This window comes from uncultured Sphingomonas sp., assembly GCF_964237155.1.
Lineage (GTDB): Bacteria > Pseudomonadota > Alphaproteobacteria > Sphingomonadales > Sphingomonadaceae > Sphingomonas.
On the sequence record NZ_CAXSHH010000042.1, the window covers coordinates 1 to 22310 of the forward strand.

General features: G+C 67.5%; 27 protein-coding genes. 9 read left to right on the top strand and 18 right to left on the bottom strand.

Annotated features, from left to right (window positions below):
* From ACFE71_RS10110 to ACFE71_RS10125, 4 genes are all read right to left on the bottom strand, one after another.
* Positions 1-1495, bottom strand: a 1495-nt coding sequence (locus ACFE71_RS10110; RefSeq protein WP_375428665.1) for a sigma-70 family RNA polymerase sigma factor, incomplete at its 3' end; no start/stop codon positions are given.
* On the bottom strand, positions 1495-3360 hold the full coding sequence (dnaG, locus tag ACFE71_RS10115) for a DNA primase (RefSeq protein WP_375428666.1): 1866 nt from the start codon (positions 3358-3360) through the stop codon (positions 1495-1497). The genes ACFE71_RS10110 and dnaG, both read right to left, overlap by 1 nt.
* Positions 3357-3875, bottom strand: a complete 519-nt coding sequence (locus ACFE71_RS10120; protein ID WP_375428667.1) for an endonuclease domain-containing protein — start codon at positions 3873-3875, stop codon at positions 3357-3359. Before ACFE71_RS10120 ends, dnaG begins: the two co-directional genes overlap by 4 nt.
* Positions 3876-3970: 95 nt before the next feature.
* Positions 3971-4423 carry a GatB/YqeY domain-containing protein gene (locus tag ACFE71_RS10125; RefSeq protein WP_375428668.1) on the bottom strand — a complete coding sequence of 151 codons (453 nt, stop codon included), beginning with the start codon at positions 4421-4423 and terminating at the stop codon, positions 3971-3973.
* A gap of 96 nt (positions 4424-4519) precedes the next feature.
* Between ACFE71_RS10125 and carA the strand changes: the two genes are divergently transcribed.
* The 5 genes from carA to ACFE71_RS10150 all read left to right on the top strand — a co-directional run bounded on the left by carA (position 4520) and on the right by ACFE71_RS10150 (position 10656).
* Positions 4520-5812 carry a glutamine-hydrolyzing carbamoyl-phosphate synthase small subunit gene (gene carA, locus ACFE71_RS10130; protein WP_375428669.1) on the top strand — a complete coding sequence of 431 codons (1293 nt, stop codon included), beginning with the start codon at positions 4520-4522 and terminating at the stop codon, positions 5810-5812.
* Positions 5813-5823: 11 nt separating this feature from the next.
* Positions 5824-6102, top strand: coding sequence for a hypothetical protein (locus tag ACFE71_RS10135; protein WP_375428670.1), 279 nt, complete (start codon positions 5824-5826; stop codon positions 6100-6102).
* Complete coding sequence (gene carB / locus ACFE71_RS10140) at positions 6095-9466, top strand: carbamoyl-phosphate synthase large subunit (protein ID WP_375428671.1); 3372 nt, start codon at positions 6095-6097, stop codon at positions 9464-9466. The genes ACFE71_RS10135 and carB overlap by 8 nt, the downstream gene beginning before the upstream one ends.
* Before the next feature lie 70 nt (positions 9467-9536).
* Positions 9537-10013: a transcription elongation factor GreA gene (gene greA, locus ACFE71_RS10145; RefSeq protein ID WP_375428672.1), complete on the top strand. Its 477-nt coding sequence runs from the start codon at positions 9537-9539 to the stop codon at positions 10011-10013.
* A 64-nt stretch (positions 10014-10077) separates the two neighbouring features.
* Entirely contained in the window at positions 10078-10656 is a 579-nt protein-coding gene (locus tag ACFE71_RS10150; RefSeq protein WP_375428690.1) for a rhomboid family intramembrane serine protease, read from the top strand.
* Positions 10657-10663: 7 nt separating this feature from the next.
* Here ACFE71_RS10150 and ACFE71_RS10155 read toward each other — a convergent pair whose 3' ends face one another.
* The 5 genes from ACFE71_RS10155 to ACFE71_RS10175 form a co-directional block, all read right to left on the bottom strand.
* The gene (locus ACFE71_RS10155; RefSeq protein WP_375428673.1) at positions 10664-10891 is read right to left on the bottom strand and encodes a DUF4170 domain-containing protein; all 228 of its coding nucleotides are present in this window, start codon (positions 10889-10891) and stop codon (positions 10664-10666) included.
* 83 nt (positions 10892-10974) lie between these two features.
* The gene (locus ACFE71_RS10160) at positions 10975-11466 is read right to left on the bottom strand and encodes a hypothetical protein (protein ID WP_375428674.1); all 492 of its coding nucleotides are present in this window, start codon (positions 11464-11466) and stop codon (positions 10975-10977) included.
* Complete coding sequence (locus tag ACFE71_RS10165; RefSeq protein WP_375428675.1) at positions 11463-12050, bottom strand: hypothetical protein; 588 nt, start codon at positions 12048-12050, stop codon at positions 11463-11465. Before ACFE71_RS10165 ends, ACFE71_RS10160 begins: the two co-directional genes overlap by 4 nt.
* Positions 12047-12451 carry a phage holin family protein gene (locus tag ACFE71_RS10170; RefSeq protein WP_375428676.1) on the bottom strand — a complete coding sequence of 135 codons (405 nt, stop codon included), beginning with the start codon at positions 12449-12451 and terminating at the stop codon, positions 12047-12049. The genes ACFE71_RS10165 and ACFE71_RS10170 overlap by 4 nt, the downstream gene beginning before the upstream one ends.
* On the bottom strand, positions 12451-12909 hold the full coding sequence (locus ACFE71_RS10175; RefSeq protein ID WP_375428677.1) for a hypothetical protein: 459 nt from the start codon (positions 12907-12909) through the stop codon (positions 12451-12453). The genes ACFE71_RS10170 and ACFE71_RS10175 overlap by 1 nt, the downstream gene beginning before the upstream one ends.
* A 129-nt stretch (positions 12910-13038) precedes the next feature.
* Between ACFE71_RS10175 and eno the strand changes: the two genes are divergently transcribed.
* Entirely contained in the window at positions 13039-14316 is a 1278-nt protein-coding gene (eno, locus tag ACFE71_RS10180) for a phosphopyruvate hydratase (RefSeq protein ID WP_375428678.1), read from the top strand.
* Positions 14317-14421: 105 nt separating this feature from the next.
* Positions 14422-14679 (top strand): septum formation initiator family protein, encoded by a 258-nt coding sequence (locus ACFE71_RS10185; protein WP_375428691.1) that lies wholly within the window; start codon positions 14422-14424, stop codon positions 14677-14679.
* 94 nt (positions 14680-14773) lie between these two features.
* On the opposite strand, the gene ACFE71_RS10190 is transcribed toward ACFE71_RS10185, so the two are convergent.
* The 3 genes from ACFE71_RS10190 to ACFE71_RS10200 all read right to left on the bottom strand — a co-directional run bounded on the left by ACFE71_RS10190 (position 14774) and on the right by ACFE71_RS10200 (position 18402).
* Positions 14774-15601 carry an alpha/beta fold hydrolase gene (locus ACFE71_RS10190; RefSeq protein ID WP_375428679.1) on the bottom strand — a complete coding sequence of 276 codons (828 nt, stop codon included), beginning with the start codon at positions 15599-15601 and terminating at the stop codon, positions 14774-14776.
* Positions 15602-15743: 142 nt separating this feature from the next.
* Positions 15744-17855, bottom strand: a complete 2112-nt coding sequence (locus tag ACFE71_RS10195) for a prolyl oligopeptidase family protein (RefSeq protein WP_375428680.1) — start codon at positions 17853-17855, stop codon at positions 15744-15746.
* 49 nt (positions 17856-17904) lie between these two features.
* The gene (locus ACFE71_RS10200) at positions 17905-18402 is read right to left on the bottom strand and encodes a DUF5872 domain-containing protein (protein WP_375428681.1); all 498 of its coding nucleotides are present in this window, start codon (positions 18400-18402) and stop codon (positions 17905-17907) included.
* Between the two features lie 62 nt (positions 18403-18464).
* Between ACFE71_RS10200 and ACFE71_RS10205 the strand changes: the two genes are divergently transcribed.
* Entirely contained in the window at positions 18465-18803 is a 339-nt protein-coding gene (locus ACFE71_RS10205) for a hypothetical protein (protein WP_375428682.1), read from the top strand.
* On the opposite strand, the gene ACFE71_RS10210 is transcribed toward ACFE71_RS10205, so the two are convergent.
* From ACFE71_RS10210 to ACFE71_RS10225, 4 genes are all read right to left on the bottom strand, one after another.
* Positions 18800-19333 (bottom strand): glycine zipper 2TM domain-containing protein, encoded by a 534-nt coding sequence (locus tag ACFE71_RS10210; protein WP_375428683.1) that lies wholly within the window; start codon positions 19331-19333, stop codon positions 18800-18802. The two genes, ACFE71_RS10205 and ACFE71_RS10210, sit on opposite strands and share 4 nt — an antisense overlap.
* A 146-nt stretch (positions 19334-19479) precedes the next feature.
* A complete protein-coding gene (locus ACFE71_RS10215) occupies positions 19480-19935 on the bottom strand; it encodes a hypothetical protein (RefSeq protein WP_375428684.1) in 456 nt (151 codons plus the stop codon).
* 94 nt (positions 19936-20029) lie between these two features.
* Positions 20030-20425: a type II toxin-antitoxin system VapC family toxin gene (locus ACFE71_RS10220; protein WP_375428685.1), complete on the bottom strand. Its 396-nt coding sequence runs from the start codon at positions 20423-20425 to the stop codon at positions 20030-20032.
* A 9-nt stretch (positions 20426-20434) separates the two neighbouring features.
* The gene (locus ACFE71_RS10225) at positions 20435-20689 is read right to left on the bottom strand and encodes a type II toxin-antitoxin system Phd/YefM family antitoxin (RefSeq protein ID WP_375428686.1); all 255 of its coding nucleotides are present in this window, start codon (positions 20687-20689) and stop codon (positions 20435-20437) included.
* Between the two features lie 79 nt (positions 20690-20768).
* Here ACFE71_RS10225 and ACFE71_RS10230 point away from each other — a divergent pair, with 79 nt between their 5' ends.
* Positions 20769-21032: a HigA family addiction module antitoxin gene (locus tag ACFE71_RS10230; protein WP_375428687.1), complete on the top strand. Its 264-nt coding sequence runs from the start codon at positions 20769-20771 to the stop codon at positions 21030-21032.
* A gap of 29 nt (positions 21033-21061) precedes the next feature.
* On the opposite strand, the gene ACFE71_RS10235 is transcribed toward ACFE71_RS10230, so the two are convergent.
* Positions 21062-21625 (bottom strand): hypothetical protein, encoded by a 564-nt coding sequence (locus ACFE71_RS10235; protein ID WP_375428688.1) that lies wholly within the window; start codon positions 21623-21625, stop codon positions 21062-21064.
* On the bottom strand, positions 21625-22310 hold a 686-nt coding region (locus ACFE71_RS10240; protein WP_375428689.1), incomplete at its 5' end, for a 3'-5' exonuclease. The genes ACFE71_RS10240 and ACFE71_RS10235, both read right to left, overlap by 1 nt.

Consider the following 22310-nt stretch of genomic DNA (forward strand, 5'->3'; position numbering starts at 1 on the left):
TCCACCAGGTCGCGTAGGTCGAGAACTTGTAGCCGCGGCGGTACTCGAACTTATCCACGGCTTTCATGAGACCGATGTTGCCTTCCTGGATCAGGTCCAGGAACTGCAGCCCGCGGTTGGTGTATTTCTTGGCGATCGAGATGACGAGGCGCAGGTTGGCCTCGACCATCTCCTTCTTGGCGATCCGCGCCTCGCGCTCGCCTTTTTGCACCATGTTCGTGATTCTACGGAACTCGCCCAGCGACATGCCGGTCTGTTGCGCGATGTCGGCGATCTCGCCCCGGATGCGGCCGACCGCCTCGCTCTCGTTGGTGGCGAAGGCGGTCCATTTCTTGTCGAGCTTGCCCATCCCCGCGATCCACTGCTCGTCGAGCTCGTGGCCGACATAGCGATCGAGGAAGTCCTTACGCGGCACCTTGTGGCGCTCGGCCAGGCGCAGCATCTGGCCGCCGAGCGCGGTCAGACGACGGTTGTAGGCGTAAAGCTGGTCGACGAGGTACTCGATCTTGGCGTTGTGGAACTGGACGCTCTCGACCTCGGCGGTCAGCTCCTCGCGAAGCTTCTGGTACTTGCGCTCATCAGCGGGCGTCAGGCCCGCGCCGCCGCCCATCGCGCCGAGGCGGGTCGCCTGGAGCTTGCCGAACTTCTTGTAGAGCGCGGTGATCTGCGCGAATTTCTCGAGCGCCTGGGGCTTGAGCGTCTCCTCCATCTGCGCGAGGCTAAGGGTGTTGTCCTCCTCCTCGTCGTCGGACGGGCGCGGCGCGCGGCGTTCGGTGAGGTCGTCCTCGTCGTCGGCGACGGGAGCTTCCTCGACCTCCGCCTCCTCCTTGAAGGCGGGCCCCGCGGTCTTGGCGGTAATCTCGCCGTCCTCGCCTTCCTCGACCAACGCGTCGGGGCCGGGGTCCTTGAGCATCGCGTCGAGATCGATGATCTCGCGAAGCTGCATCGTGCCCTCGTTGAGCGCGGTGGACCAATCGATGATCGCGTTGAAGGTGATCGGGCTTTCGCCGAGCCCCATGATCATCGTGTCGCGGCCGGCCTCGATCCGCTTGGCGATCGCGATCTCGCCCTCGCGCGACAGGAGCTCGACCGCCCCCATCTCGCGCAGGTACATGCGGACGGGGTCGTCGGTGCGGTCGACGACCTCCTTCTTCTTGGCTTCCGCGACCGGGGCGGTGCCGTCGCCTTCCGCGTCGGCGGGCTCGGGCGCGTCGTCATCGTCGTCGGCGCGCGCCTCGGGCTCGCCTTCCTCGCCGGCTTCCTCGTTCTCGACGATATTGATGCCCATTTCTGACAAGGCCGAGGTCATATCCTCGATCTGGTCGGAGGACATCTCGCCCTGCGGCAGCGCCTCGTTGAGCTGGTCGTAGGTGATGTAACCGCGCTTCTTGGCGCGCGCGATCACCTTCTTGATGCCCGCGTCGTTCAGATCGATCAGCGGCGCGTCGCCGCCCTCGACCGTATCGGGCGCGTCCGCCATGTTCGCCTTCGCCATCAATCGCCCTCAGTACCAAAGTGCCGCGCGTCTTCGTTGGCTTGACATAGATTTGCAAGCCTCCGTTCCAACGCCGCTTTTTCCTTCACGAGCGCCACCTGCCGTTCGAACGCCTCGTCGGTGAAGCGAGCCTGCATCGCGGCGGTCGCGTCGGCGAGCGCGCCGTCCACTTCGGGCCGCGCGACCAGGATCGCGATCGCCTCGTCGAGGTCGGCATGGGCGCGCGCCGCGTCCCCGTCGGTCCGCGTGAACGAATAGGGCATCGTGTCGGCCCTCAGCAGGTCGGTGGCGACCGCCTCGAAACCGGACCTCGCCAATATGGAGACGAGCCGTGCGCTATCAAGCGTTTGGTCCTCGACGGCCAGGTCCACCACAGCCTCGAACAAGCGGCCGAGCGCGCCGTCCGCCATGCGTAGCGAGCGGAGTATCTCGTAATGATGTGCGATCTCGGCCGGGTGGCGGATCAGCCCGGCGAGCACCGCCTTGGCGAGCACGCGGTCGATGCCGGCGGCGCGCACCGCTTTGGCGTCGGCGGAGACGGGGAGGATGGGGGCTTTCCAGGGCCCGGCGCGACGGTCGAAGGAGCGGGTGAAAGGCTTGCGCGGGGCGGGGACGAAGTGGGCATCGAAGCGGCGGCGGAACTCGGACTGGTATTCGCTGCGGACCCCCCCGTCCGCGATGCCGGCGGCGAGGTCGGCGAGGCGGCGCTTCAGGCCCGCGCGTTGTTCGGGGGTGTCGAGCGGCTCGGCGGCGAGTTCGGCCTTCCAAATGCGGTCGACGAGCGGCTCGGCCTCCGCCAGCAGCGCTTCGAGAGCGGCGACTCCTCGTGCGCGGACGACGTCGTCCGGATCCTGACCCTCGGGCAAGGTGACGAAGCGGAGCGAGCGGCCTGGGCTGAGCATCGGCACGGCGCGGTGGGCGGCGCGCAGGCTCGCCTTTTGCCCGGCGCTGTCGCCGTCGAAGCAGAGGGTCGGGACGGGGGCGATGCGCCATAGCCGTTCGAGCTGGTGCTCGGTCAGGGCGGTGCCGAGCGGGGCGACGACCTCGGCGATGCCGGCCTGGGCAAGCGCGATCACGTCCATGTACCCCTCGACGACGAGGACGCGGTTGGCCTTGCGGGCGGCGGGGGCGGCGCGGTCAAGGTTGTAGAGGGTGCCGCCCTTGTCGAAGAGCGGGGTGTCGGGGGAGTTGAGGTATTTGGGCTCGCCCTCGCCGATGACGCGGGCGCCCCAGGCGATCACGCGGCCGCGCGGATCGCGGATGGGAATGGTCAGGCGGCCGCGGAAGCGGTCGTAGGGCTCCTTGCCCTCGACCTGAATAAGGAGCCCGGTCTCGACGAGCGGGCCGTCGCCGAGGTCCTTGAGCGCGGTACGGAGTTTGGCGCGACTGTCGGGGGCGTAGCCGAGGGCGAAGGCACGCGCGGTCGCCTCGGTGACGCCGCGCTTCCTGAGCAGCGCCTGGGCGACCGCGCCGTCCAGGCCGGAGAGCTGAGCCTCGAACCAGTCGTTCGCGGCCGCCGTGACGTCGTGCAGCCCCTTGGCGCGCTCCGCCTTCTCCGCCGAGCGGTGGTCCTGTTCGGGCATGTCGAGGCCGGCAGCTTGGCTAAGTTCCTTGACCGCGTCGATGAAGGGCAGGCCGCGCTGATCGGTCATCCACTTGATCGCGTCGCCGTGGGCGGAGCAGCCGAAGCAGTGATAGAAGCCCTTGTCGTCATTGACGTAGAAGGAGGGCGTCTTCTCGTTGTGGAACGGGCAGCAGCCTCGCATCTCACGGCCGGCGCGTTGCAGCTTCACCGTCTTCTGGATCAGGGCGGAGAGCGAGGTGCGCGCGCGGAGCTCGTCGAGGAAGGCGGGGGTTAGGGTCATCGATGGTCGCCGGGCTGTGGGCCTGGGTCTTGTGATGGGGCTAGGTCCGGCGAGGGAACGGCGTCGACTGCGGCCAGGCCCTCCCCCGACCCCTCCCGTAAACGGGAGGGGAGATACGACGGCCTGTTACCCGCCCGCTCGCGGGGGGAGGGCGGCGTGCTCCCCTCCCGCTTGCGGGAGGTGCTGGGGGAGGGGAGTGTCCTGAGCGCCTGTTCGATGGCGGCTACGACGCCTTCGACATTCTCGATCACGTCGTTGTTCCAGAAGCGGATAACGCGGTATCCGCATTCCTCGAGGTATCTTGTCCGCGCCGCATCCGCTTGCATCTGCTTGGCATGGTGCCCGCCGTCGACCTCCACCACTAGCTTGACCGCGCGGCATACGAGGTCGGCGGTGAACGGCCCGATCGTCACCTGGCGATTGAACCGCGCGCCGATGACCTTGCGGGCGCTGAGCCTACGCCAGAGGATGCGCTCGGCGGGCGTGGCATTGGCGCGAAGTTCGCGGGCGCGCATCGTCGGGAGGGTGGAGGGGGTGCGGACAGGCCCTCCCCCAGCCCCTCCCGCAAGCGGGAGGGGAGCAGAAGGCGGGATCGGCTCATTTGACACGCTCACCCCAGCGCCGTCTTCACCAGCCCGCTCGCCTTCGACATATCGAGTTCGGTCGCGTGGCGGGCTTTCAGTTCGGCCATGACGCGGCCCATGTCCTTCATGCCCGTCGCGCCCAACTCGGACTTGATGCGGTCGATCGCGGCGCGGGTGGTCGCTTCATCCATCTGGGTCGGCAGGAAGCGTTCGATGACGGCGACCTCGGCGGCTTCGGCCTCGGCGAGCTCGGGGCGATTGCCTTGTTCGAACATCGTGATCGACTCGCGGCGTTGCTTGACCATCTTCTGGAGGACCTCGACGACTAATGCGTCGTCATCAGTAGGGGCCTGGCCGGTGCGGGCCTCGATGTCGCGGTTCTTGATGGCGGCCTGCATCAGCGAGATGGCGTTCCGGGCGGGTTTGTCGCCGGCCTTCATGGCCACGAGTTGCGCGGCTTTGATGTCGTCTCGAATCATGGGACACGGCCTTAACAGATTGACGGGGCGTGGGGGCGTCTTTAGCGAGCGCGGCTTAGCGACATCGCCGTCCGACCCCAAGGAGTGCCCGCCTTCATGGCCGACGCCAAGCCTCTAGCCATGCCTGCCGGAGCGACGGGTTGTCTGGTCCTCGCATCGGGGGACGTGCTGTGGGGGCGCGGGTTCGGGGCGGAGGGGGACGCGGTCGGCGAGGTGTGCTTCCACACCGCGATGACGGGCTATCAGGAGGTCATGACAGACCCGAGCTTCGCCGGGCAGATCATCACTTTCACCTTCCCGCATATCGGCAATGTCGGGGCGAACCCCGACGATCTGGAAGCGGACGACCCGCATGCGCTGGGGGTGATCGTGCGCGAGGACGTGACCGCGCCGTCGAACTTCCGGAGCGTGGAGCGGCTGGATGACTGGATGCGGCGGCATGCGCGGATCGGGCTGGCGGGGGTGGACACGCGCGCGCTGACGCGGCGCATTCGGGGCGGGGGCGCGCCGAATGCGGTGATCGCGCACCGGGCGGACGGGCGGTTCGATGTGGAGGCGCTGCTGGCGCGTGCTCGGGAATGGCCGGGGCTGGAGGGGATGGACCTGGCGCGTGACGTGTCGACGGCGACGCACTACGGCTGGGACGGCGGGGTCTGGCGGCTTGGGTTCGGATACGACCCTGCTCCGCTCCTGCAAGCGGGAGGAGCCGGCCATGCTTCTCCCCTCCCGCTTGCGGGAGGGGTCGGGGGAGGGCCTATCGGCACGCGCGACCCCATCCCAGGACAGGCCCTCCTCCAGCCCCTCCCGCAGGCGGGAGGGGAGCCAAGAAGGCCCCACGTCGTCGCGATCGATTATGGCAGCAAACGCAACATCTTCCGCAACCTTGTTCGTGCGGGAGCTCAGGTGTCGGTGGTGCCTGCGACCGTGACCGCCGAGCAGGTAATGGCGCTGAAACCCGACGGGGTGTTCCTGTCCAACGGACCGGGCGATCCGGCGGCGACCGCCGAGTATGCCGCGCCGGTGATCCGCGAGCTGCTGGAGACGGGGCTGCCGCTGTTCGGCATATGCCTGGGGCATCAGCTGCTCGGGCTGGCGATGGGGGCGCGGACGACCAAGATGTTCCAGGGGCACCGGGGGGCGAACCATCCGGTCCGGCGCGTGTCGGACGACGCGGTGGAGATCACCAGCATGAACCACGGCTTCGCGGTCGAGCGCGACAGCCTGCCCGCGAATGTGCGCGAGACGCATGTGTCGCTGTTCGACGGTTCGAATGCGGGGCTGGAGCTGACCGACCGGCCGGCGTTCAGCGTGCAGTATCATCCGGAGGCGAGTCCGGGTCCGCAGGATAGTTTGCATCTGTTCGAACGGTTTGTGGGTTCACTTCGTTGAGGTTTCGCAGGGTGGCTACTGCTACCGGTGTCGGTTTATTGGTTGTCGCTGTAGGCATTTGGGCTTTCTTGCCTTCTGCCGGTGAGCGCGCGCTGTACGAGACTGCCCAGAAATGCGGTGTGGACGAGAGCTTTCTCTACTTCGCGCGAGAGCTCAAAGATCAGAGCGGACGGCTGATCGCAATTGACTACGGGACTGACGGTCACAGCCAAGACTTTGCCTGTGTCAGTCGTGAGCTGACCAAGCGCCGCATTCGCATGACAATCACACAGGCGATCGACGATGCCTAAACGCACCGACATCCAATCCATCCTGCTCCTCGGCGCGGGGCCGATCGTGATCGGGCAGGCGGCCGAGTTCGACTATTCGGGGACGCAGGCGGCGAAGGCCCTGCGCGCCGAGGGGTATCGGATCGTGCTGGTCAATTCGAACCCGGCGACGATCATGACCGATCCCGAATTGTCGGGCGCGACGTATATCGAGCCGATGACGCCCGCGGTGGTGGCGCGGATCATCGAGCGCGAGCGGGGGCTGCATCCGAACGAGCGGATGGCGGTGCTGCCGACGATGGGCGGGCAGACCGCGCTCAACATCGCGCTGGCCTTGTCCGCCGACGGCACGCTGGCTCGGCATGGCGTCGAGATGATCGGGGCGGACGCGGAGGCGATCGATAAGGCGGAGGACCGGCTGAAGTTCAAGGAGGCGATGGGGCGGATCGGGCTGGAGTCGGCGCGCTCTGCGATCGCGCATGACGAGAAGGAAGCGCTGCAAGGGCTTGAGAAGGTGGGGTTGCCCGCGATCATCCGGCCGAGCTTCACGCTGGGCGGGACGGGCGGGGGGGTGGCGTATAACCGCGAGGAGTTCCTGGCGATCGTGCGGTCGGGGCTCGACGCGTCGCCGACGACCGAAGTGCTGATCGAGGAGTCGCTGCTCGGGTGGAAGGAGTATGAGATGGAGGTGGTCCGCGACCGCGCGGACAACGCCATCATCGTTTGCTCGATCGAGAATATCGACCCGATGGGAGTGCATACTGGGGACTCGATCACCGTCGCGCCCTCGCTGACGCTGACCGACAAGGAATATCAGATCATGCGCAATGCGAGCATCGCTTGTTTGCGCGAAATCGGTGTGGAAACAGGGGGTTCGAACGTCCAATTTGCGGTGAATCCCAAGGACGGGCGGCTGATCGTGATCGAGATGAACCCGCGCGTGTCGCGATCATCCGCGCTGGCGTCGAAGGCGACGGGGTTCCCGATCGCCAAGGTCGCGGCGCTGCTGGCGGTGGGGTACACGCTCGACGAGATCACCAACGACATCACCGGCGCGACGCCGGCGTCGTTCGAGCCGACCCTGGATTACATCGTGACCAAGATCCCGCGTTTCGCGTTTGAGAAGTTCAAGGGCGCGGAGCCGGTGCTGTCGACCGCGATGAAGTCCGTCGGCGAGGTGATGGCGATCGGGCGTAACATCCACGAATCGTTGCAGAAAGCGCTGCGGGGGCTGGAGACGGGGTTGAGCGGGTTCAACCAGGTCGACGCGCTAGTCGGAGCGCCGCGCGCGGAGATCGAGGCGGCGCTGGCGGTCGCGACGCCCGACCGGTTGCTGGTGGCGGCGCAGGCTTTGCGAGAGGGCTTCACGGTCGCGGAGGTGCATGCGATCGCGAAGTACGATCCGTGGTTTCTCGAGCGGATAGCGGAGATCGTTCAGGCCGAGGCTCAGGTCATGGCGGATGGGCTGCCGATCGAGGCGGCGGGGATGCGGCGGCTTAAGGGCATGGGGTTCAGCGACAAGCGGCTCGCCTGGTTGGCGCTGCAGTCGGCGCACCTGCGGGGCATGTCGCGCGGGATCGCGCGGGGGTCGGGGCTGATCCACGAGGCGGTGGTGGCGATGACGGGGGGCGTGACCGAGGAGGAGGTGCGCGCGCTGCGACACCGGCTGGGCGTCAGGCCGGTGTTCAAGCGGATCGACAGCTGCGCGGCCGAGTTCGATGCGCCGACGCCGTATATGTATTCGACCTATGAGGCCCCGAGCTTCGGCGCGCCGGAGGACGAGAGCGACGTGTCCGACCGGCGCAAGGTGGTCATTCTGGGCGGGGGGCCGAACCGGATCGGGCAGGGGATCGAGTTCGATTATTGCTGCTGCCATGCCTCGTTCGCGCTGGCGGAAGCGGGGTACGAGACGATCATGGTCAACTGCAATCCGGAAACGGTGTCGACCGATTACGATACGTCCGACCGGCTGTATTTCGAGCCGCTGACCGCCGAGGACGTGCTGGAGGTGCTGCATGTCGAGATGGCGCGCGGAACGCTGCATGGGGTGATTGTCCAGCTGGGCGGGCAGACGCCGCTCAACCTGGCGCGGGCCCTGGAGGCGGCGGGGGTGCCGATCCTGGGAACGAGCCCCGACGCGATCGACCTGGCGGAGGACCGGGAGCGGTTCGCGGCGCTGGTCGCCAAGCTGGGGCTGCTGCAACCGGCGAACGGCATCGCGCGGAGCCGGGACGAGGCAATCGCGGTGGCGGAGAGGATCGGCTATCCGGTGCTGATGCGGCCGAGCTACGTGCTCGGGGGGCGGGCGATGGAGATTGTCGACGGGCCCGCGCAGTTGGATGATTACATTCAGTTCGCGGTGCAAGTGTCTGGCGAAGCGCCGGTTCTGGTCGATCAATATCTGCGCGATGCGATCGAGGTCGATGTCGATGCGGTCGCGGACGGCGTCGATGTGGTGGTCGCGGGAGTGCTCCAGCATATCGAGGAGGCGGGGGTGCATTCGGGGGACAGCGCCTGCTCGATCCCGCCCTACAGCCTTTCGCCCGAGATCGTGGCGGAGATCGAGTGGCAGACGGATGTGCTCGCGCGCGCGCTCAAGGTGCGCGGACTGATGAACATCCAGTTCGCGGTGAAGGAGGGCCGGGTCTATCTGATCGAGGTCAATCCGCGCGCGTCGCGGACGGTGCCGTTCGTGGCCAAGGCGATCGGTTGCCCGGTCGCCAAGATCGCGGCGCGGGTGATGGCGGGCGAGATGCTCCGCGACCTGCCGCCGATCGACCGGGCGATCGACTTCTATGCGGTCAAGGAGTCGGTGTTCCCCTTCGCGCGGTTCGCGGGCGTCGACCCGGTGCTGTCGCCGGAAATGAAGAGCACGGGCGAAGTGATGGGGATCGCCCGCGATTTCACCACCGCCTTCGCCAAGGCACAGCTGGGCGCGGGGACGGTGCTGCCGAGCGGCGGCGCGGTGTTCGTGTCGGTGAAGGACGGTGACAAGGTGGCGATCGCACCGGCGATGCGGATGCTGGCGGAGGCGGGGTTCGCGGTCGTCGCGACGCAGGGGACGGCGGCGTTCCTGGAGGGCGAGGGCGTGCCGGTCGAGCGCATCAACAAGGTCGCGCAGGGGCGGCCGCATATCGTCGATCGAATCAAGGACGGGGTGATCACCTTGATCTTCAACACGACGGAGGGATGGCAATCGCTCAAGGATTCCAAGCCGATCCGGCAGGCGGCGTTGGGCGCGCGGGTGCCGTACTTCACGACGGCGCCCGCCAGCGTGGAAGCGGCCAAGGCTATCGCGGCGCGGGCGGGAGACGGGGACGGGCGGCTTGAAGTGCTGCCACTACAAGCTTATCATCCGCGCCGTAACGAACGACCCTTTCCATGAGCTCCAGCTGTGGTGCGGGCGGGCCGATCAGGCTCGGCCCGGGGGCGAACCATTCAGGAACCGCGAAGCCATGGCGACCGTCGAGAAGTTTCCCATGCTCCAGGAAGGCTACGACAAGCTTTCCGTTGATCTCAAGCGCCTGAAGGCGGAGCGGCCGACGATCGTCGACGCGATCGAGGAGGCGCGCGCGCATGGCGACCTGTCCGAGAATGCGGAGTATCACGCCGCCAAGGAACGGCAGGGTCAGGTCGAGGCGTCATTGTCCGACATCGAGGACAAGCTCAGCCGCGCGCAGGTCATCGATCCCAAGGAGCTGTCGGGCGACAAGATCGTGTTCGGCGCGACCGTCACGCTGCTGGACGAGGACGACAAGCCGGTCGTGTACCAAATCGTCGGGCAGACGGAGGCGGATGCGAAGACCGGGCGGATCAGCTACAATTCACCGCTGGGCCGCGCGCTGATCGGACGGAAGGTCGACGAGGAGGTGGAGGTGACGGTGCCCTCGGGCGACCGGTACTACGTGGTGTCCAAGATCGCGTTCGTCTGAGCTTGGCGTCTTGAGCAGGATCGGCGGTGCGCCCGCCACGGTGGCGATAGCCGCGGCGACGATAATGGCATCGGTGTCGGTGCTGTTGTCGGGCTGGCTTCCTTATGCGGCGGTGATGGGCGGCTTCATTCCAGAACGGTTCGCCGGGCTGGCGATGCCGGAGGAGCTTGGGACGGCCGTGCCAGCGGTGCTGACGCCGCTCAGCGCGACGTTGATCCATGGCGGGGTGGCCCACCTTTTGCTCAACCTGCTGATGCTAGGCTTTTGCGGATTGGCCACCGAACGGGCGATCGGGTCGGCGGGACTGGTCGTGCTATATGTCGCGGGAGCGTACGCGGCGGCGGCGGGGCAATGGCTGATCGGCGGGGGCGGGCCGATGATAGGGGCGAGCGGCGCGATATCGGCGATCGTGGCGGCTTATACGCTATTCTATGGGCAGAACCGAGCGCGGCGGATCGGGCCGGTGCCGGGGAGCCTAGTTCATGTCGCCTGGCTGGCGGCGGCCTGGATCGGCATTCAGCTGCTGGTCGGCGCGGTCGGGATCGGGGGGGCGTCGATCGCGGTGGGCGCGCACATAGGCGGGTTCCTGGCGGGGCTGACGCTGGCGAGGCCGCTGCTGTCATGGCGGCACCGAGGAGCCTGACCGCCGATCACGCCCCGTCGGACTCCAGATCGGGTTCGAGCAAGCGGTGAAGGTGAACGACGACGAACTTCATCTCGGCGTCGTCGACGGTGCGCTGGGCGGCGGCGCGCCAAGCCTTTTCGGCGCCGATGTAGTCGGGGAAGACACCGACGATCTCGACCTGCTCAGGGGAAACGAAGTCAAGGCCGCGAGGGTCGCGGACACGACCGCCAAAGACGAGATGGAGTTTGCTCATACGCATCGCCCTAAAGCGAAAAGCCCTGGGCCGGAACCGGGTAAAGTGCGAGGCGGGTCCAAAAACCCGCCTCACTCCCTAAGTCAGACAGCCGACCGGATGCTGCCCAGGTCGGTATCGGCCGCCATGACTTGCGTGTGCGGGTCGGCCGGCGGAACGCCGTCGCCGGTGCCGCCGGTGGAGTCCGGCGTATCCACCTTGCCGGTCGCCTCTTGCTTGACGGTCTTCGCGCCAGCGGTCGCCACACCGCTCGCTGCCTTCACGACGTTCTCGAAGAGCGACTTCGCCTGATCGCGCGCGGAATCCTTGGTCAGCCCGCGCGCCTCCATCTCGGTGCGGCCAGCCTCCTTGGCGGCGGCGATCGCGGCGACCGCGGTCGCACCGATCTTCGCGCCGACCGGGCGAAGCAGTTCCTTCTCGCGGTCGGTGCGTGGCAGCAAAGCGCCGGCGATCGCGCCAAGCGCCAGACCACCCGCGAGGACGCCGAGCGGGTTGGTGTCCACCGTCTCGGTGGCGCGTGCGGTGGCGACGTCCAGCGTCGACTGATCGGCGGAGTCTGTCTTTGTCGTGGTCATGGATTAAGTCCTTCGAGCGGGACGCCCTCGCTGCTCGCGGTGACGGGAGCGGACGGGGCCGGGTTCTTGGGGGTGGGCGTGGTCGGGTGTGGCGCCGCAAGCGGGCGGATCGGAGTCCGATCGGGTGCTTGCGCCGGGTGCGGGGAGCGCGCGAGGCGATCTTTGGCCGCGGTTCGCGTCATGGGCTTGGCCGCTTTCTGCGGCTTGGGGCCCTTGCGTCGCTTGAACAGCCCGAGAAGCGGGCGGCGAAGCAGGAACAGGAGCACCCCGAAAGCCGCGCCGCCGATGATGCGGGGATTATCCTGGGCATAAAGCACACCCTTGTCGCTTGCCGCCTTGGCTTCGCCCATGGCCTGCCTGCCACGGAGCTTGGCCTCCCCGACCGCTTCCTTGGCCAGGAGCTTGGGATCGAGCTTGGACTGGAGGCGAGCGACCGTGTCGTTAAGCCGATCGCGAGCGGCGACCGCGTCGACTTCGGCGGCGGCGAGGCGAACGACCGGAGGCGTGGCCGCATGTTGGTCTTTAACGTCGCCGTTCCTGTCAGCGGCGTCCTTGACGACGATATTCCTGGCGGAGTCGGTCATCGCGGGGATCCCGTGTTGGGCGAGGCGAGCTTCGCGCGACCCATCAGGCCGAGCGCGGCTGCGGCGGCAAAGATCACGCCGACCACGACGAGCGTCGCCAGGCCAGGGCCGATCAGCGTCGCCAGCGTCATGATCAAGCCGATCAGCAACGCGATCAGCCCGACGAGCCCGAGTACGCCCGCGATCGCGAACAGCACCGCCGCCGCCTTGTAGGCGGTGACGCGCTCGGCGATCTTGGACTTGTAGAGCTCGACCTCGGCGGAGACGACACCGCGCGTGTCCTCGACCAGGCGGCCGACGAGTTCGGGCACGCCCTCGTCGGACAGCTTGACGGCGATCGGGCGGCCCGCGGCGGGGGTGGTCATGACGGGGGTCGCCCGTTCGGGAGCGAGGGTCGCCATCAGTCGGGCTTTCCGTCGATTCCGGCCTGGACCAGCCGGGCGAGGACGAAGCCGACCGTGGCGGCGGCGCCGACCGCCACGCCGGGGCTCCGCCGGACGAAACCGCGCACGTCGTCGGCGAGTTGGTCGACGTCCGTGCCGTTGATACGATCGGCGAGCGTCATGACCTGCCCGGCGGCCGAGCGGACATACTGGCCGTATTGGGGCCCGAGCTTCTCCTCGACCTGCTGCGCCGCGTCCTCGATCGTGCGCGAGAGCTGTCCGAGCATCTCGTACGCCTTCGCCTTGCCCTGTTCAGCGTATTCGCGCGCCTTGTCGCCGGCCTGGGCGGTCAGCTTGGAGGCGTTGTCGCGCACCGCCTGCTTGGCGTCATCGACGCGACCGCCGCCCGCGGGCTCGAACCCGGTGCCCGTGGGGGGCGTGGCGTCGTTGGCGTACTTGGTTCCGGTGTCGGACATCATGGTCCCTTTCATTGGTTTGTCGCACAACCATGCGCGCGGGGACGTGGTTCCATTACGCTCGCGTATTTGATCGGGGGCCGCCCGCGCGATACAGGCGACCGCGATCGAATACAGGGAGCGACACACGTGACAGCCATCATCGACATCCACGGCCGCCAGATCCTCGACAGCCGTGGCAATCCGACGGTGGAGGTCGACGTGCTGCTGGAGGACGGGTCGTTCGGGCGCGCGGCGGTGCCGTCGGGGGCGTCGACGGGGAAGCACGAGGCTGTCGAGCGCCGTGACGGCGACGCGTCGCGCTGGCTGGGCAAGGGGGTCGAGGGCGCGGTCGACGCGGTCAACGACGACATCGCCGAGGCGGTGGTCGGGATGGACGCCGAGGACCAGGTCGATGTCGATCGCGCGATGATCGATTTGGACGGGACGGAGAACAAGGGCCGGCTGGGGGCGAACGCGATCCTGGGCGTCAGCCTGGCGGTGGCCAAGGCGGCGGCGGACGCGCGCGGGCTACCGCTGTACAAATATGTGGGCGGCGTGTCGGCGCACCTGCTGCCCGTGCCGATGATGAACATCATCAACGGCGGCGAGCATGCGGACAACCCGATCGACTTCCAGGAGTTCATGATCGTGCCGGTCGGCGCGGAGAACGTCGCGGAAGCGGTGCGCTGCGGGGCCGAGATATTCCATACGCTGAAAAAGGGGCTGCATGAGCGCGGGCTCGCGACGGCGGTGGGCGACGAGGGCGGGTTCGCGCCCAACCTGGCGAGCACGACGGAGGCGCTCGATTTCATCATGCGGTCGGTCGAGGTGGCGGGGTACCGGCCGGGCGACGACGTGATGCTGGCGCTTGATTGCGCGGCGACCGAGTTCCACCGGGACGGCAAGTACGAGATCTCGGGCGAGGGTCTGTCGCTGTCGAACGGCGAAATGTCGGCGTACCTGGCGGACCTCGCGGCGCGCTATCCGATCTTCTCGATCGAGGACGGGATGGCGGAGGACGATTTCGAGGGCTGGCGGATGCTGACCGACGCGCTGGGCGGCAAGGTGCAGCTGGTCGGGGACGACCTGTTCGTGACGAACACCAAGCGTCTGCGGCAGGGGATCGCGGACGGGCTGGCGAATTCGATCCTGGTCAAGGTCAACCAGATCGGGACGCTGACCGAGACGCTCGACGCCGTGTCGGCGGCGCAGCGGGCGGGGTACACCGCCGTCATGTCGCACAGGTCGGGGGAGACCGAGGACGCGACGATCGCCGACCTGGCGGTCGCGACCAATTGCGGGCAGATCAAGACGGGTTCGCTCGCCAGGTCGGATCGGACGGCCAAGTACAACCAGCTGATCCGGATCGAGGAGGAGCTGGGCAGCGCCGCGCGGTTCGCGGGGCGCGACGTGCTGCGGCGATAAGGGCTTGATGCGCGACCCCGGACGCGGGAGTATCGGGTCGTGACGCCCCGACCCGCCCCCGCTCCGCCCATCCTGAAGACGCTGCGCCGCGCCGCCCTGCCGGCGATGGCGTTGACCATCATCAGTTTCTTCGGCGGCTATGCCGTGTTCGGGCGGAACGGGGCCATGGCCTATGGCGAATATCAAGGCCAGCTGGTCGCGCGCGCGGCGGATTACGCCGAGCTCGACCGGAAGCGGGCGGTGCTGCGCAACCGGGTGGCGTTGCTCGACCCGCGCCATGCGAACCCGGACATGGTGGACGAGATGGTTCGCAAAGAACTGAACGTCGCGCATCCGGACGAGATGATCGTGCCGTTGAAGTAGGACGTCCGAAACCGCCGTTATGCCGGAGTTGATCCGGCATCCCGCGGCGGAAGCGGGACCCCGGCTCAAGGCCGGGGTGACGGGGAAGTCGAGGTTACCCGCCCAGGAAGGTGAGCAAGTCCTTGGTCAGGCGGTCGCCGTGGGTGACGTTCAGACCGTGGGGCGCGCCGTCATATTCCACGAGCTGGGCCTGCTTGATCCCGGCAGCGGCGGGGCGGGCGCTGGTATCGATGGGCACGGTCTGGTCGCTGGTGCCGTGGACGATCAGCGTCGGGACGGTAATCGCGGGAAGGTCGGGGCGGAAGTCGGTGTGGCCGAACGCCTTGACGCAATCGATGGTGGATTTCAGGCCGGCCATCAACGCCATCGAGGTCGACCAGTCTAGGACGTCGTCGCTGACGGCCTGCTTGATGTAACCCTGGCCGTAGAATGCGGGCATGAAGGTCTGGCGGAAGAAGGCGGGGCGATCCTTCTTGATACCCTCGACGATGCCCTGGAAGGTGGCCTCGGGCGCGCCGTCCTTATTGTCCTTGGCCTTCAGCATGTACGGCACGACCGAGGCGATCAGGCCGGCGGCGATCACGCCCTTGCCCCCATGGCGGCTCATGTAACGCGCGACCTCGCCGCCGCCCATCGAGAAGCCGACGATCGTCGCGTCGCTGGTCGCGCCCGTCGCCGCGACGACGTCGGCGAGGTCGTCGGCGAGCGTGTCGTAATCGTAACCGGTCCAGGGCTGGCCCGAACGGCCGAAGCCGCGGCGGTCATAGGCGATCGCGCGGAAGCCCGCCTCGGCGAGCGCCATCGCCTGCGCGTCCCAGCTGTCGGCGTTGAGCGGCCAGCCGTGGGTCAGGATCACCGGGCGGCCCTGGCCCCAGTCCTTGACGAAAAGGTCGGTGCCGTCGCGAGTCTTGATGTAGGGCATGGGGTCGCGCTCCGAGGTGGATGTCGGGCGGGTAACGACGGCGGGGGACGGGCGTTCCCAATCGCCGAACCATCGGGGGCAGCGCCGCGGCGAAGCCGCGTCGTCGGTCGAAGCTGCGCTACGCCGGCCAGGCTTGGCCGAGTCAGTCGGACGCGGCCGACTGCCGGCCTGCGCCGCCCATCAATTTCTGGGCGAAATAGGTCATTTGCAACGCCTGCAGCCGAGCGCCCTGTTCGATGTCGGCGTCGCCGGAGTGGCCGCCCGCCGTGTCCTCGTAGAACAGGTAGGGAAGACCGTATTCCTTCAGGCGCGCGGCGAATTTGCGGGCGTGCTGGGGGCCGACGCGGTCGTCCTTGGTGGTGGTCCAGATATACGGCTCGGGGTAGGCGCCGCCGCGTTTGATGTTGTGATACGGGCTGATCTTGCCAAGAAAAGCGCGCTCCTCCGGAACGTCGTAGCTGCCATATTCGTCCTTCCAGCTCGCGCCGGCGGCGATCTTCTCGATGCGGAGCATGTCGAGGAGCGGGACCTGGATCGTGACCGCGCGCCAGAGTTCGGGATGCTGGTTGAACTGGACGCCCATCAGCAGCCCGCCGTTCGAGCCGCCATAGATGCCGAGCCTGGCGGGGCTGGTGAGCTTGCGCGCGATCAGGTTGCGGCCGATCGCGGCGAAGTCGTCATAGATGATCTGGCGCTTGGTCTTGCGGCCGGCGTCGTGCCAGGCGGGACCGAACTCGCCGCCGCCGCGGATGTTGGCGAGGACGTAGCTGCCGCCGCGCTCGAGCCAGAGCTTGCCGGTGCTGCCCGAATAGGCGGGGGTGTTCGAGATGTTGAAGCCGCCGTAAGCGGTCATGATCGTCGGGGTGGAGCCGTCGAGCTTCACGTCGCGGCGGTGGACGACGAAATACGGGACCTTCACGCCGTCGGAGGAGGCAGCCTCGAACTGTTCGACGACGTGGGTGGAGGCGTCGAACTTGGGCGGGAGCGACTTGATGGAGGCCGGGGCGGCCTTGCCGGACGCGTCGACGCGCCAGAGCGTGGTCGGGTCGAGGAAGCCGGTGACGGTGACGAAGGCGGTGTCGTTCGCCTCGGTCGCGCTCGCCAGGTCGACCGCGAGGTTGTCGGGAAGGGCCAGGCGCGTCTGGGTCCAGCCGGACGGGCCGGGCTTGAACGCCAGCGCGCGGCCGCGGACGTTGTCGTAGATGTTCGCGAGGACGCCCGAGCGGGTGACGGTCGCGCCGTCGACCGACTGGCGCGCGGTCGGGGCGAAGACGACGGTCGGGGTGAAGCGGCCGGTCTCGACTTGGGCCAACGGGGCGGCGACGATCGCGCCGGCGGGGAGGGCTCCCCATGGCTCCTGCGTGGTGAAGACCAGCCGGCCCTTGACCAGGCCGGTCGGCGAGGCGCGGGCGGGGATGTCGAGCTTCACGAGCTTGCCCGTCCGGTTAAGCAGGTGCTTGTCGCCGCCGAAGAAAGTCTGGCGGCGCTGGATGATGACGGCGCGGTGGCCGTCGGCGTCGTGGTAGCTGGCGGCGTAGGTGCCGAGCTGGTCGGACACGTCGCCCCGCGCGACCTCGCGCGCGCGATCGAGCGGGGCTCCGCGCTTCACCTCCTTGACGACGAAGGGATAGGAGGAGGTGGTCATCGTGCCCGCCCCCCAGTCGCGCGAGACCAGGAGGGTGTCGCGGTCGACCCAGGCCGCGCCCTGCTTCGATTTGGGCAGGCGGAATCCGCCCTCGACGAACTTGCCTAACTGAAGGTCGAACTCGCGATACTCGATCGCGTCCTCCCCGCCCTCGGAGAGGGAGACGAGGCAGTAGCGTTCCTCGGGCTGGAGGCAGGTCGCGCCTTTCCACACCCACTTCTTGCCCTCGGCGGCACTGAGTTGGTCGAGGTCGAGAAGGGTCGTCCATTCGGGCGCGGCGGTCGCGTAGCTGGCCTCGGTCGCGGCGCGCCAATAGCCCTGGGGGTGGTCGGCGTCGCGCCAGAAATTCAGGATGCGGCCGCCGCGCTGGTCGGGCATCGGGATGCGGTCCTTGGCGGACGCGATGGCGAGGGCTTCGCTGTAGAAGGTGGCGTAGCGCGGATCGGCCTGGAGGCGGGCGAGGGTTCGCTTGTTCTCCACCTCGACCCAGGCAAGCGGCTTCGCTCCATCCTTGTCCTCGAGCCAGATATAAGGGTCGTCCTGGGTCATGGGCGCCTGTGCGGCCGCGGGTGCGGCGAGTAAGGAAGTGGCGAGGAGGAAAGCGCGCATCGAGTACTCCGGCAAGGAGAGGGATGCGGTGGTTAGAGCCTAGTTGGCGTCAGGACGCCAGCGCATCCAGCAACTGGTCCTTGGTCATCCTGGAGCGGCCGGGAATGTCGCGCTTCTTCGCCACCTCATAAAGCTCGGCGCGGGTGCGGTGGTCGCGGTGCTTGGCCGACTTGCGCGCGACATCGCCGGGTTGGGCGGAGAACTGCTTGCCCTCACTGGAGGCCTTGCGCTTGGCGGCGGTGGTGCGGTCGTACTCCTCGTCGGAGAGCTCCTCGATCGCGTGCTTGGGGAGGTACCGCTCGCCGGTCTCGCCGCTCTTGCCGCCCGATTTGGTGCCCCAATCCTCCTCGGTCCATTGGTGAAGCGAGTTGTGGGCGTCGTCCTTGTTCCCGACATATTCACCGCCCCGGTGCTTGTATTCCTGCACCGCCATCTGCGCCTTGCGCGCGGACCATTGGCCGGCCTTGCCGCCCTTGGCCCCGGCCGTTACCTCGTGCTTGACCTTCTCCCAGAGGGCGGGGTCGGCTTTCTCGGCGGTTTCGCTCATTGGGAGTGAACCGCCGGTGATGCGATGCGTTCCGGGGCCGACGAGAGCTAGGGGTGAAACCGATGACCGACAGCGACGAGCGGAGTCCCGCGCCGGTGGACCCGGGCGCCACGCCCGTGGTGCTGGAGGCGATCGTCAAGCAGCTGTGCCTGGCGACGACGTACAACCGGCAAGCGGTGACGCTGGCCCCGCACATCCTTTATACGCGGCACGGCGAGCTGTATGTCGACGCGGTGACCCTGGAGCGCGAGGGACGGGCGCCCAAGGAGTTGAAAATGGGGACGTTCAAGTTGGCGGGGCTCACGCCGCTGAGGGTGACGGCGCGACGGTTCGAGCGGAGCGCGTTGTTCGCTCCGTTCGAACCCCGGTATAAGGGCGAGACGCTGATGGTCGTGGGCTAGCGGCAACGTACCGAGTTCTGTTCGACCGCGCGACCCGCCAGCGCTCCGGCCGCGCCGCCCAACAACGTGCCCACGGTGCGCGAGCGGCCGCCGTCGATGATGTTGCCCAGGATGCCGCCCGCGCCCGCGCCAACGATCAGGCCAGTGGTGCCGTCGGTGCGGCGGCAGTAATAGCGGCCGTCCTGACCGGCATAGACGCGCTCGTCGTTCGTGAGGACGCGGTCGCGGTAGTTGGGGCCGGAGCGATAATAGCGGGCGGCGTCATAATCACCCTCGTCGCGATCGTCGCCGTAGGTCGAGCGGTCGTCCTGCGGCGCGACGCGGTAGCCGCCGCCGGACGCGCGGTAGCCGGTGGGGGCGCGGTTGCCGGTGCGGGTGGAGTGGTAGCGATCGAGTTCTTGACGAAAGGTCTGATACTCGCGGTCGAAGCGGTCCTGCGCCTGGCGCATGCGGGCGTCGTCGGCGGACGATTGGGCGATCGCGGGAGCGGCCAGCAGGGCGGCGGCGGCGAGAGCTAGGGTCAGCTTCATGGACATACACTCCGGCCCGAGGACGCGGGCAGCTGGGGCAAGAACATCTTGAGGCCGATGCGGTTCCTAATGGTCCGAGCCGGTGAGGCGGGGCGGTCCGGACGGATCGGGCGGGGTCGAGGGGTCCGAAGGTAACGAAGGTGACGCTAGTCCGCCGTTTCGACGTGGTCCGGGACGGGACCAAGCGCGGCGAGCGCCGCCTCGAACGCGGCGGTCGCATCGGCTGGAGAGGGCGGCGGGCCCATGCGGCGCAGCGCGGCCATGAGCAGGCGGTCGTTATAGCGGCGCTGCTCGCCGACCTGGCGGCCGCGGCGGAAGACGGGCTCGACCACCCCGTCGATCGCGCGCTCGATCGCCAGAGCGCCCGCCGTGTCCAGGCCGCGGCGGGCCGTCTCGTCCCAGGCGGCGGCGAAGGAGGCGGCGCCCGGCCGGAGGCGGAGCGCGTAGGCGGATTTGGGGCTCATGCCCGCGGCCTTGGCGGCCGCCGCGACGACGCCGCAGCGGGCGAGCTGGTCGATGAAGGCGCGCTGCTTGTCGGGGGTCCAGCCGTCGTGGCGGTTGGAGGCGGTGGGGACGGGGGTGAAGGAGGGCGAATCAGGCATCGACCAGGGTATGGCGGGGGTGGGCGCTTGTAGGACAGCGATTTTTTGCACGGTGGTAAGCGGGACCCCGGCTCAAGGCCGGGGTGACGAGATATTAGTCGCGTGGATCAAGCGCGGATCGCACGTTCGTCAAGCCGAAATCGCGGCCTACAAAAAGGAGAGGGCAGGCGTACTCCATCGCAAGCGCGTAGGCGAAGTTGTCGCCGTAATTGAGCGAGGCTGCGTGCCAGCCTTTACCATATCGCCGGTAGGCGTCGGCGGCCCGGATCGCGCGCGCTTCGGTCAACGGCACGACTTCGGCCCCGATTCGATTGATTGCGGTACGCATCGCCTCTAGTACTCCGCGACCGTGCGCGACGATCAACGCCTCGGTCATGGTCGGTGCCGCGATGAGCGAGTAATCGGCCCCGGCGATCGCCGCCTTGCAGGCAGGTCCCTCCGCTTCCTTGACGGTGATCGCCATCAGGGCGGACGTGTCGATGACGATCATGGCGGTGCGTCAGGCCGGCAGGCCGTAGTCGTCGTACAGGAAGTCCGCGCAATGCGCCGCGTCGGGTCCGGGCGTGGCGCGCGCTCCCGCGTTCTCCAGGTCATCCAACGCGGCCAGCTTCTCCTCGCGCGTCGGACGGCGGTGTTGCGCAACGAGGAGGAGCGGTGGGTGATTGCCGCGCGTCAACACGACTTCCTCCCCCGCATCGGCGTGAGCGGCGAGTTCGGATAGGTGGGTTGCGGCTTCGACGAGAGAGACTTGCATCACTGGACTCCTGCGACCGCCATTTAGCCGATAATCGATCGCGCTACAATTTAGCGGTTCCATTCATTATCCGCTGCTCATGGCCATCAAGCTTCACCCCAGCTTCGCCGTGCACCCGGGCGCGTGGCTGCGCGCCGAGCTGGTCGAGCCGCACGGGCTGACCGTGACCGGGGCGGCCGCCAAGCTTCATGTCACGCGGCAGGCGATGAGCAATCTGCTTGGCGGTCGCGCGGGTCTGTCGACGGGAATGGCGATTCGGTTCGAGAAGGCGTTCGGATTGCGCGCGGATACGCTGATGCGGATGCAGGCGGCGCATGACCTGGCGCAGGCGCGGGCGCGGTAGGGCGAGATCAAGGTCGAGCGGATGCCCGCTTAATGATCACCGCTAAGCTCATTGAGCGCAGGTAATAATTCTAGCTGATTTAGCCGAGCTACCAAATAGGCAACGGATCTGGCGAAGCGCGTCGCTCGTTGTGCTTCTGTTTCCAAGTCGACGGGAGTGAACCGTCGCATATCGTATGTGATTACTTTATCACTTTTAGGGAGGAAGCCGTAGAAGGTCACTCCCCAGTCAGGTTGCACAATCATACGGGAATGTGCCATTCGATTGCGAGCGGGTGCGCTCTCCTCATATCTACGCAGTACTGTTTCGACCAGCTTTCGGTAGTTAACAAGAGGTCCGTCAAGCTCAACTATCGTACGCAGGTATGCAACTCGCCCTTTAAGCTTTGACGGATAAGCTGCACGTATTCCGATGTAAGCGGGATGAATCGAGCTGCGTATCGCGATTTCGATTATGTATGTTTCCACGCTTGCCCACGCGCCCACAATCGCTCCACGAAACATATGAGCAGCTTCAATGGACGACTTGGTCTGCCAAGGATTGACCTCTAGTGCTAAGCCCTGAGGTCCGTAGCCGAGCAGTCGTTCAGCCATCATCCCACACTCACAAAGCTGTCCATCACCCGCTTCCGCCCGGCATGCTCGAAGTCGATCTCCAGCTTGTTGCCCTCGATCTGGGCGATCGCGCCGTAGCCGAACTTCTGGTGGAAGACGCGTTGGCCGACTCCCAGATCGTCGCGGCCTTTTTGGCCCAGGCCGACGGCGGGGCCTCGGGACTCGACGATGCGGGTGGGGGTGGTGGTGAAGGTCGAGCCCAGGCCCGCCGCGCGGGCCCAGCCGGGGCCCCTGCCCGAGGCGCGGGCGATGTCGGCGAAGGGGTCGGATTGTTCGGACCAGTTGGCGCGCCATAGCGACTCGCCGCCGGTCATGCTGGTCTCGGTGTCGATGTGGGCGGGGGGGAGCTCGGCGACGAAGCGGCTGGGCAGGCTGCTGGTCCATTGGCCGTAGATGCGGCGGTTGGCGGCATGGAGGATGGTCGCGCGCCGCCTCGCGCGGGTGATGGCGACGTAGGCGAGGCGGCGTTCCTCCTCGAGACTAGCGGTGCCGCCCTCGTCCATGGCGCGTTGCGAGGGGAACAGACCTTCCTCCCATCCCGCCAGAAAGACGGTGTCGAACTCCAAGCCCTTGGCGGCGTGGATGGTCATGATGGTGACCTTGGGCGCTTCCTTGGCGGCGTCGTTGTCCATGACGAGCGAGACGTGTTCGAGGAACGCGCCGA

Coding starts and splice junctions, on each gene's coding strand:
- ACFE71_RS10195 (WP_375428680.1), bottom strand. CDS start 17,855: ATGCGCGCTTTCCTCCTCGCCACTTCCTTACTCGCCGCACCCGCGGCC.
- ACFE71_RS10220 (WP_375428685.1), bottom strand. CDS start 20,425: ATGATCGTCATCGACACGTCCGCCCTGATGGCGATCACCGTCAAGGAA.
- ACFE71_RS10215 (WP_375428684.1), bottom strand. CDS start 19,935: ATGCCTGATTCGCCCTCCTTCACCCCCGTCCCCACCGCCTCCAACCGC.
- carA (WP_375428669.1), top strand. CDS start 4,520: ATGGCCGACGCCAAGCCTCTAGCCATGCCTGCCGGAGCGACGGGTTGT.
- ACFE71_RS10170 (WP_375428676.1), bottom strand. CDS start 12,451: ATGGCGACCCTCGCTCCCGAACGGGCGACCCCCGTCATGACCACCCCC.
- carB (WP_375428671.1), top strand. CDS start 6,095: ATGCCTAAACGCACCGACATCCAATCCATCCTGCTCCTCGGCGCGGGG.
- dnaG (WP_375428666.1), bottom strand. CDS start 3,360: ATGACCCTAACCCCCGCCTTCCTCGACGAGCTCCGCGCGCGCACCTCG.
- ACFE71_RS10150 (WP_375428690.1), top strand. CDS start 10,078: ATGGCATCGGTGTCGGTGCTGTTGTCGGGCTGGCTTCCTTATGCGGCG.
- ACFE71_RS10155 (WP_375428673.1), bottom strand. CDS start 10,891: ATGAGCAAACTCCATCTCGTCTTTGGCGGTCGTGTCCGCGACCCTCGC.
- greA (WP_375428672.1), top strand. CDS start 9,537: ATGGCGACCGTCGAGAAGTTTCCCATGCTCCAGGAAGGCTACGACAAG.
- ACFE71_RS10230 (WP_375428687.1), top strand. CDS start 20,769: ATGGCCATCAAGCTTCACCCCAGCTTCGCCGTGCACCCGGGCGCGTGG.
- ACFE71_RS10190 (WP_375428679.1), bottom strand. CDS start 15,601: ATGCCCTACATCAAGACTCGCGACGGCACCGACCTTTTCGTCAAGGAC.
- ACFE71_RS10175 (WP_375428677.1), bottom strand. CDS start 12,909: ATGTCCGACACCGGAACCAAGTACGCCAACGACGCCACGCCCCCCACG.
- ACFE71_RS10205 (WP_375428682.1), top strand. CDS start 18,465: ATGACCGACAGCGACGAGCGGAGTCCCGCGCCGGTGGACCCGGGCGCC.
- ACFE71_RS10225 (WP_375428686.1), bottom strand. CDS start 20,689: ATGCAAGTCTCTCTCGTCGAAGCCGCAACCCACCTATCCGAACTCGCC.
- ACFE71_RS10200 (WP_375428681.1), bottom strand. CDS start 18,402: ATGAGCGAAACCGCCGAGAAAGCCGACCCCGCCCTCTGGGAGAAGGTC.
- ACFE71_RS10120 (WP_375428667.1), bottom strand. CDS start 3,875: ATGCGCGCCCGCGAACTTCGCGCCAATGCCACGCCCGCCGAGCGCATC.
- ACFE71_RS10210 (WP_375428683.1), bottom strand. CDS start 19,333: ATGAAGCTGACCCTAGCTCTCGCCGCCGCCGCCCTGCTGGCCGCTCCC.
- ACFE71_RS10165 (WP_375428675.1), bottom strand. CDS start 12,050: ATGACCGACTCCGCCAGGAATATCGTCGTCAAGGACGCCGCTGACAGG.
- ACFE71_RS10185 (WP_375428691.1), top strand. CDS start 14,422: ATGGCGTTGACCATCATCAGTTTCTTCGGCGGCTATGCCGTGTTCGGG.
- ACFE71_RS10235 (WP_375428688.1), bottom strand. CDS start 21,625: ATGGCTGAACGACTGCTCGGCTACGGACCTCAGGGCTTAGCACTAGAG.
- ACFE71_RS10125 (WP_375428668.1), bottom strand. CDS start 4,423: ATGATTCGAGACGACATCAAAGCCGCGCAACTCGTGGCCATGAAGGCC.
- ACFE71_RS10160 (WP_375428674.1), bottom strand. CDS start 11,466: ATGACCACGACAAAGACAGACTCCGCCGATCAGTCGACGCTGGACGTC.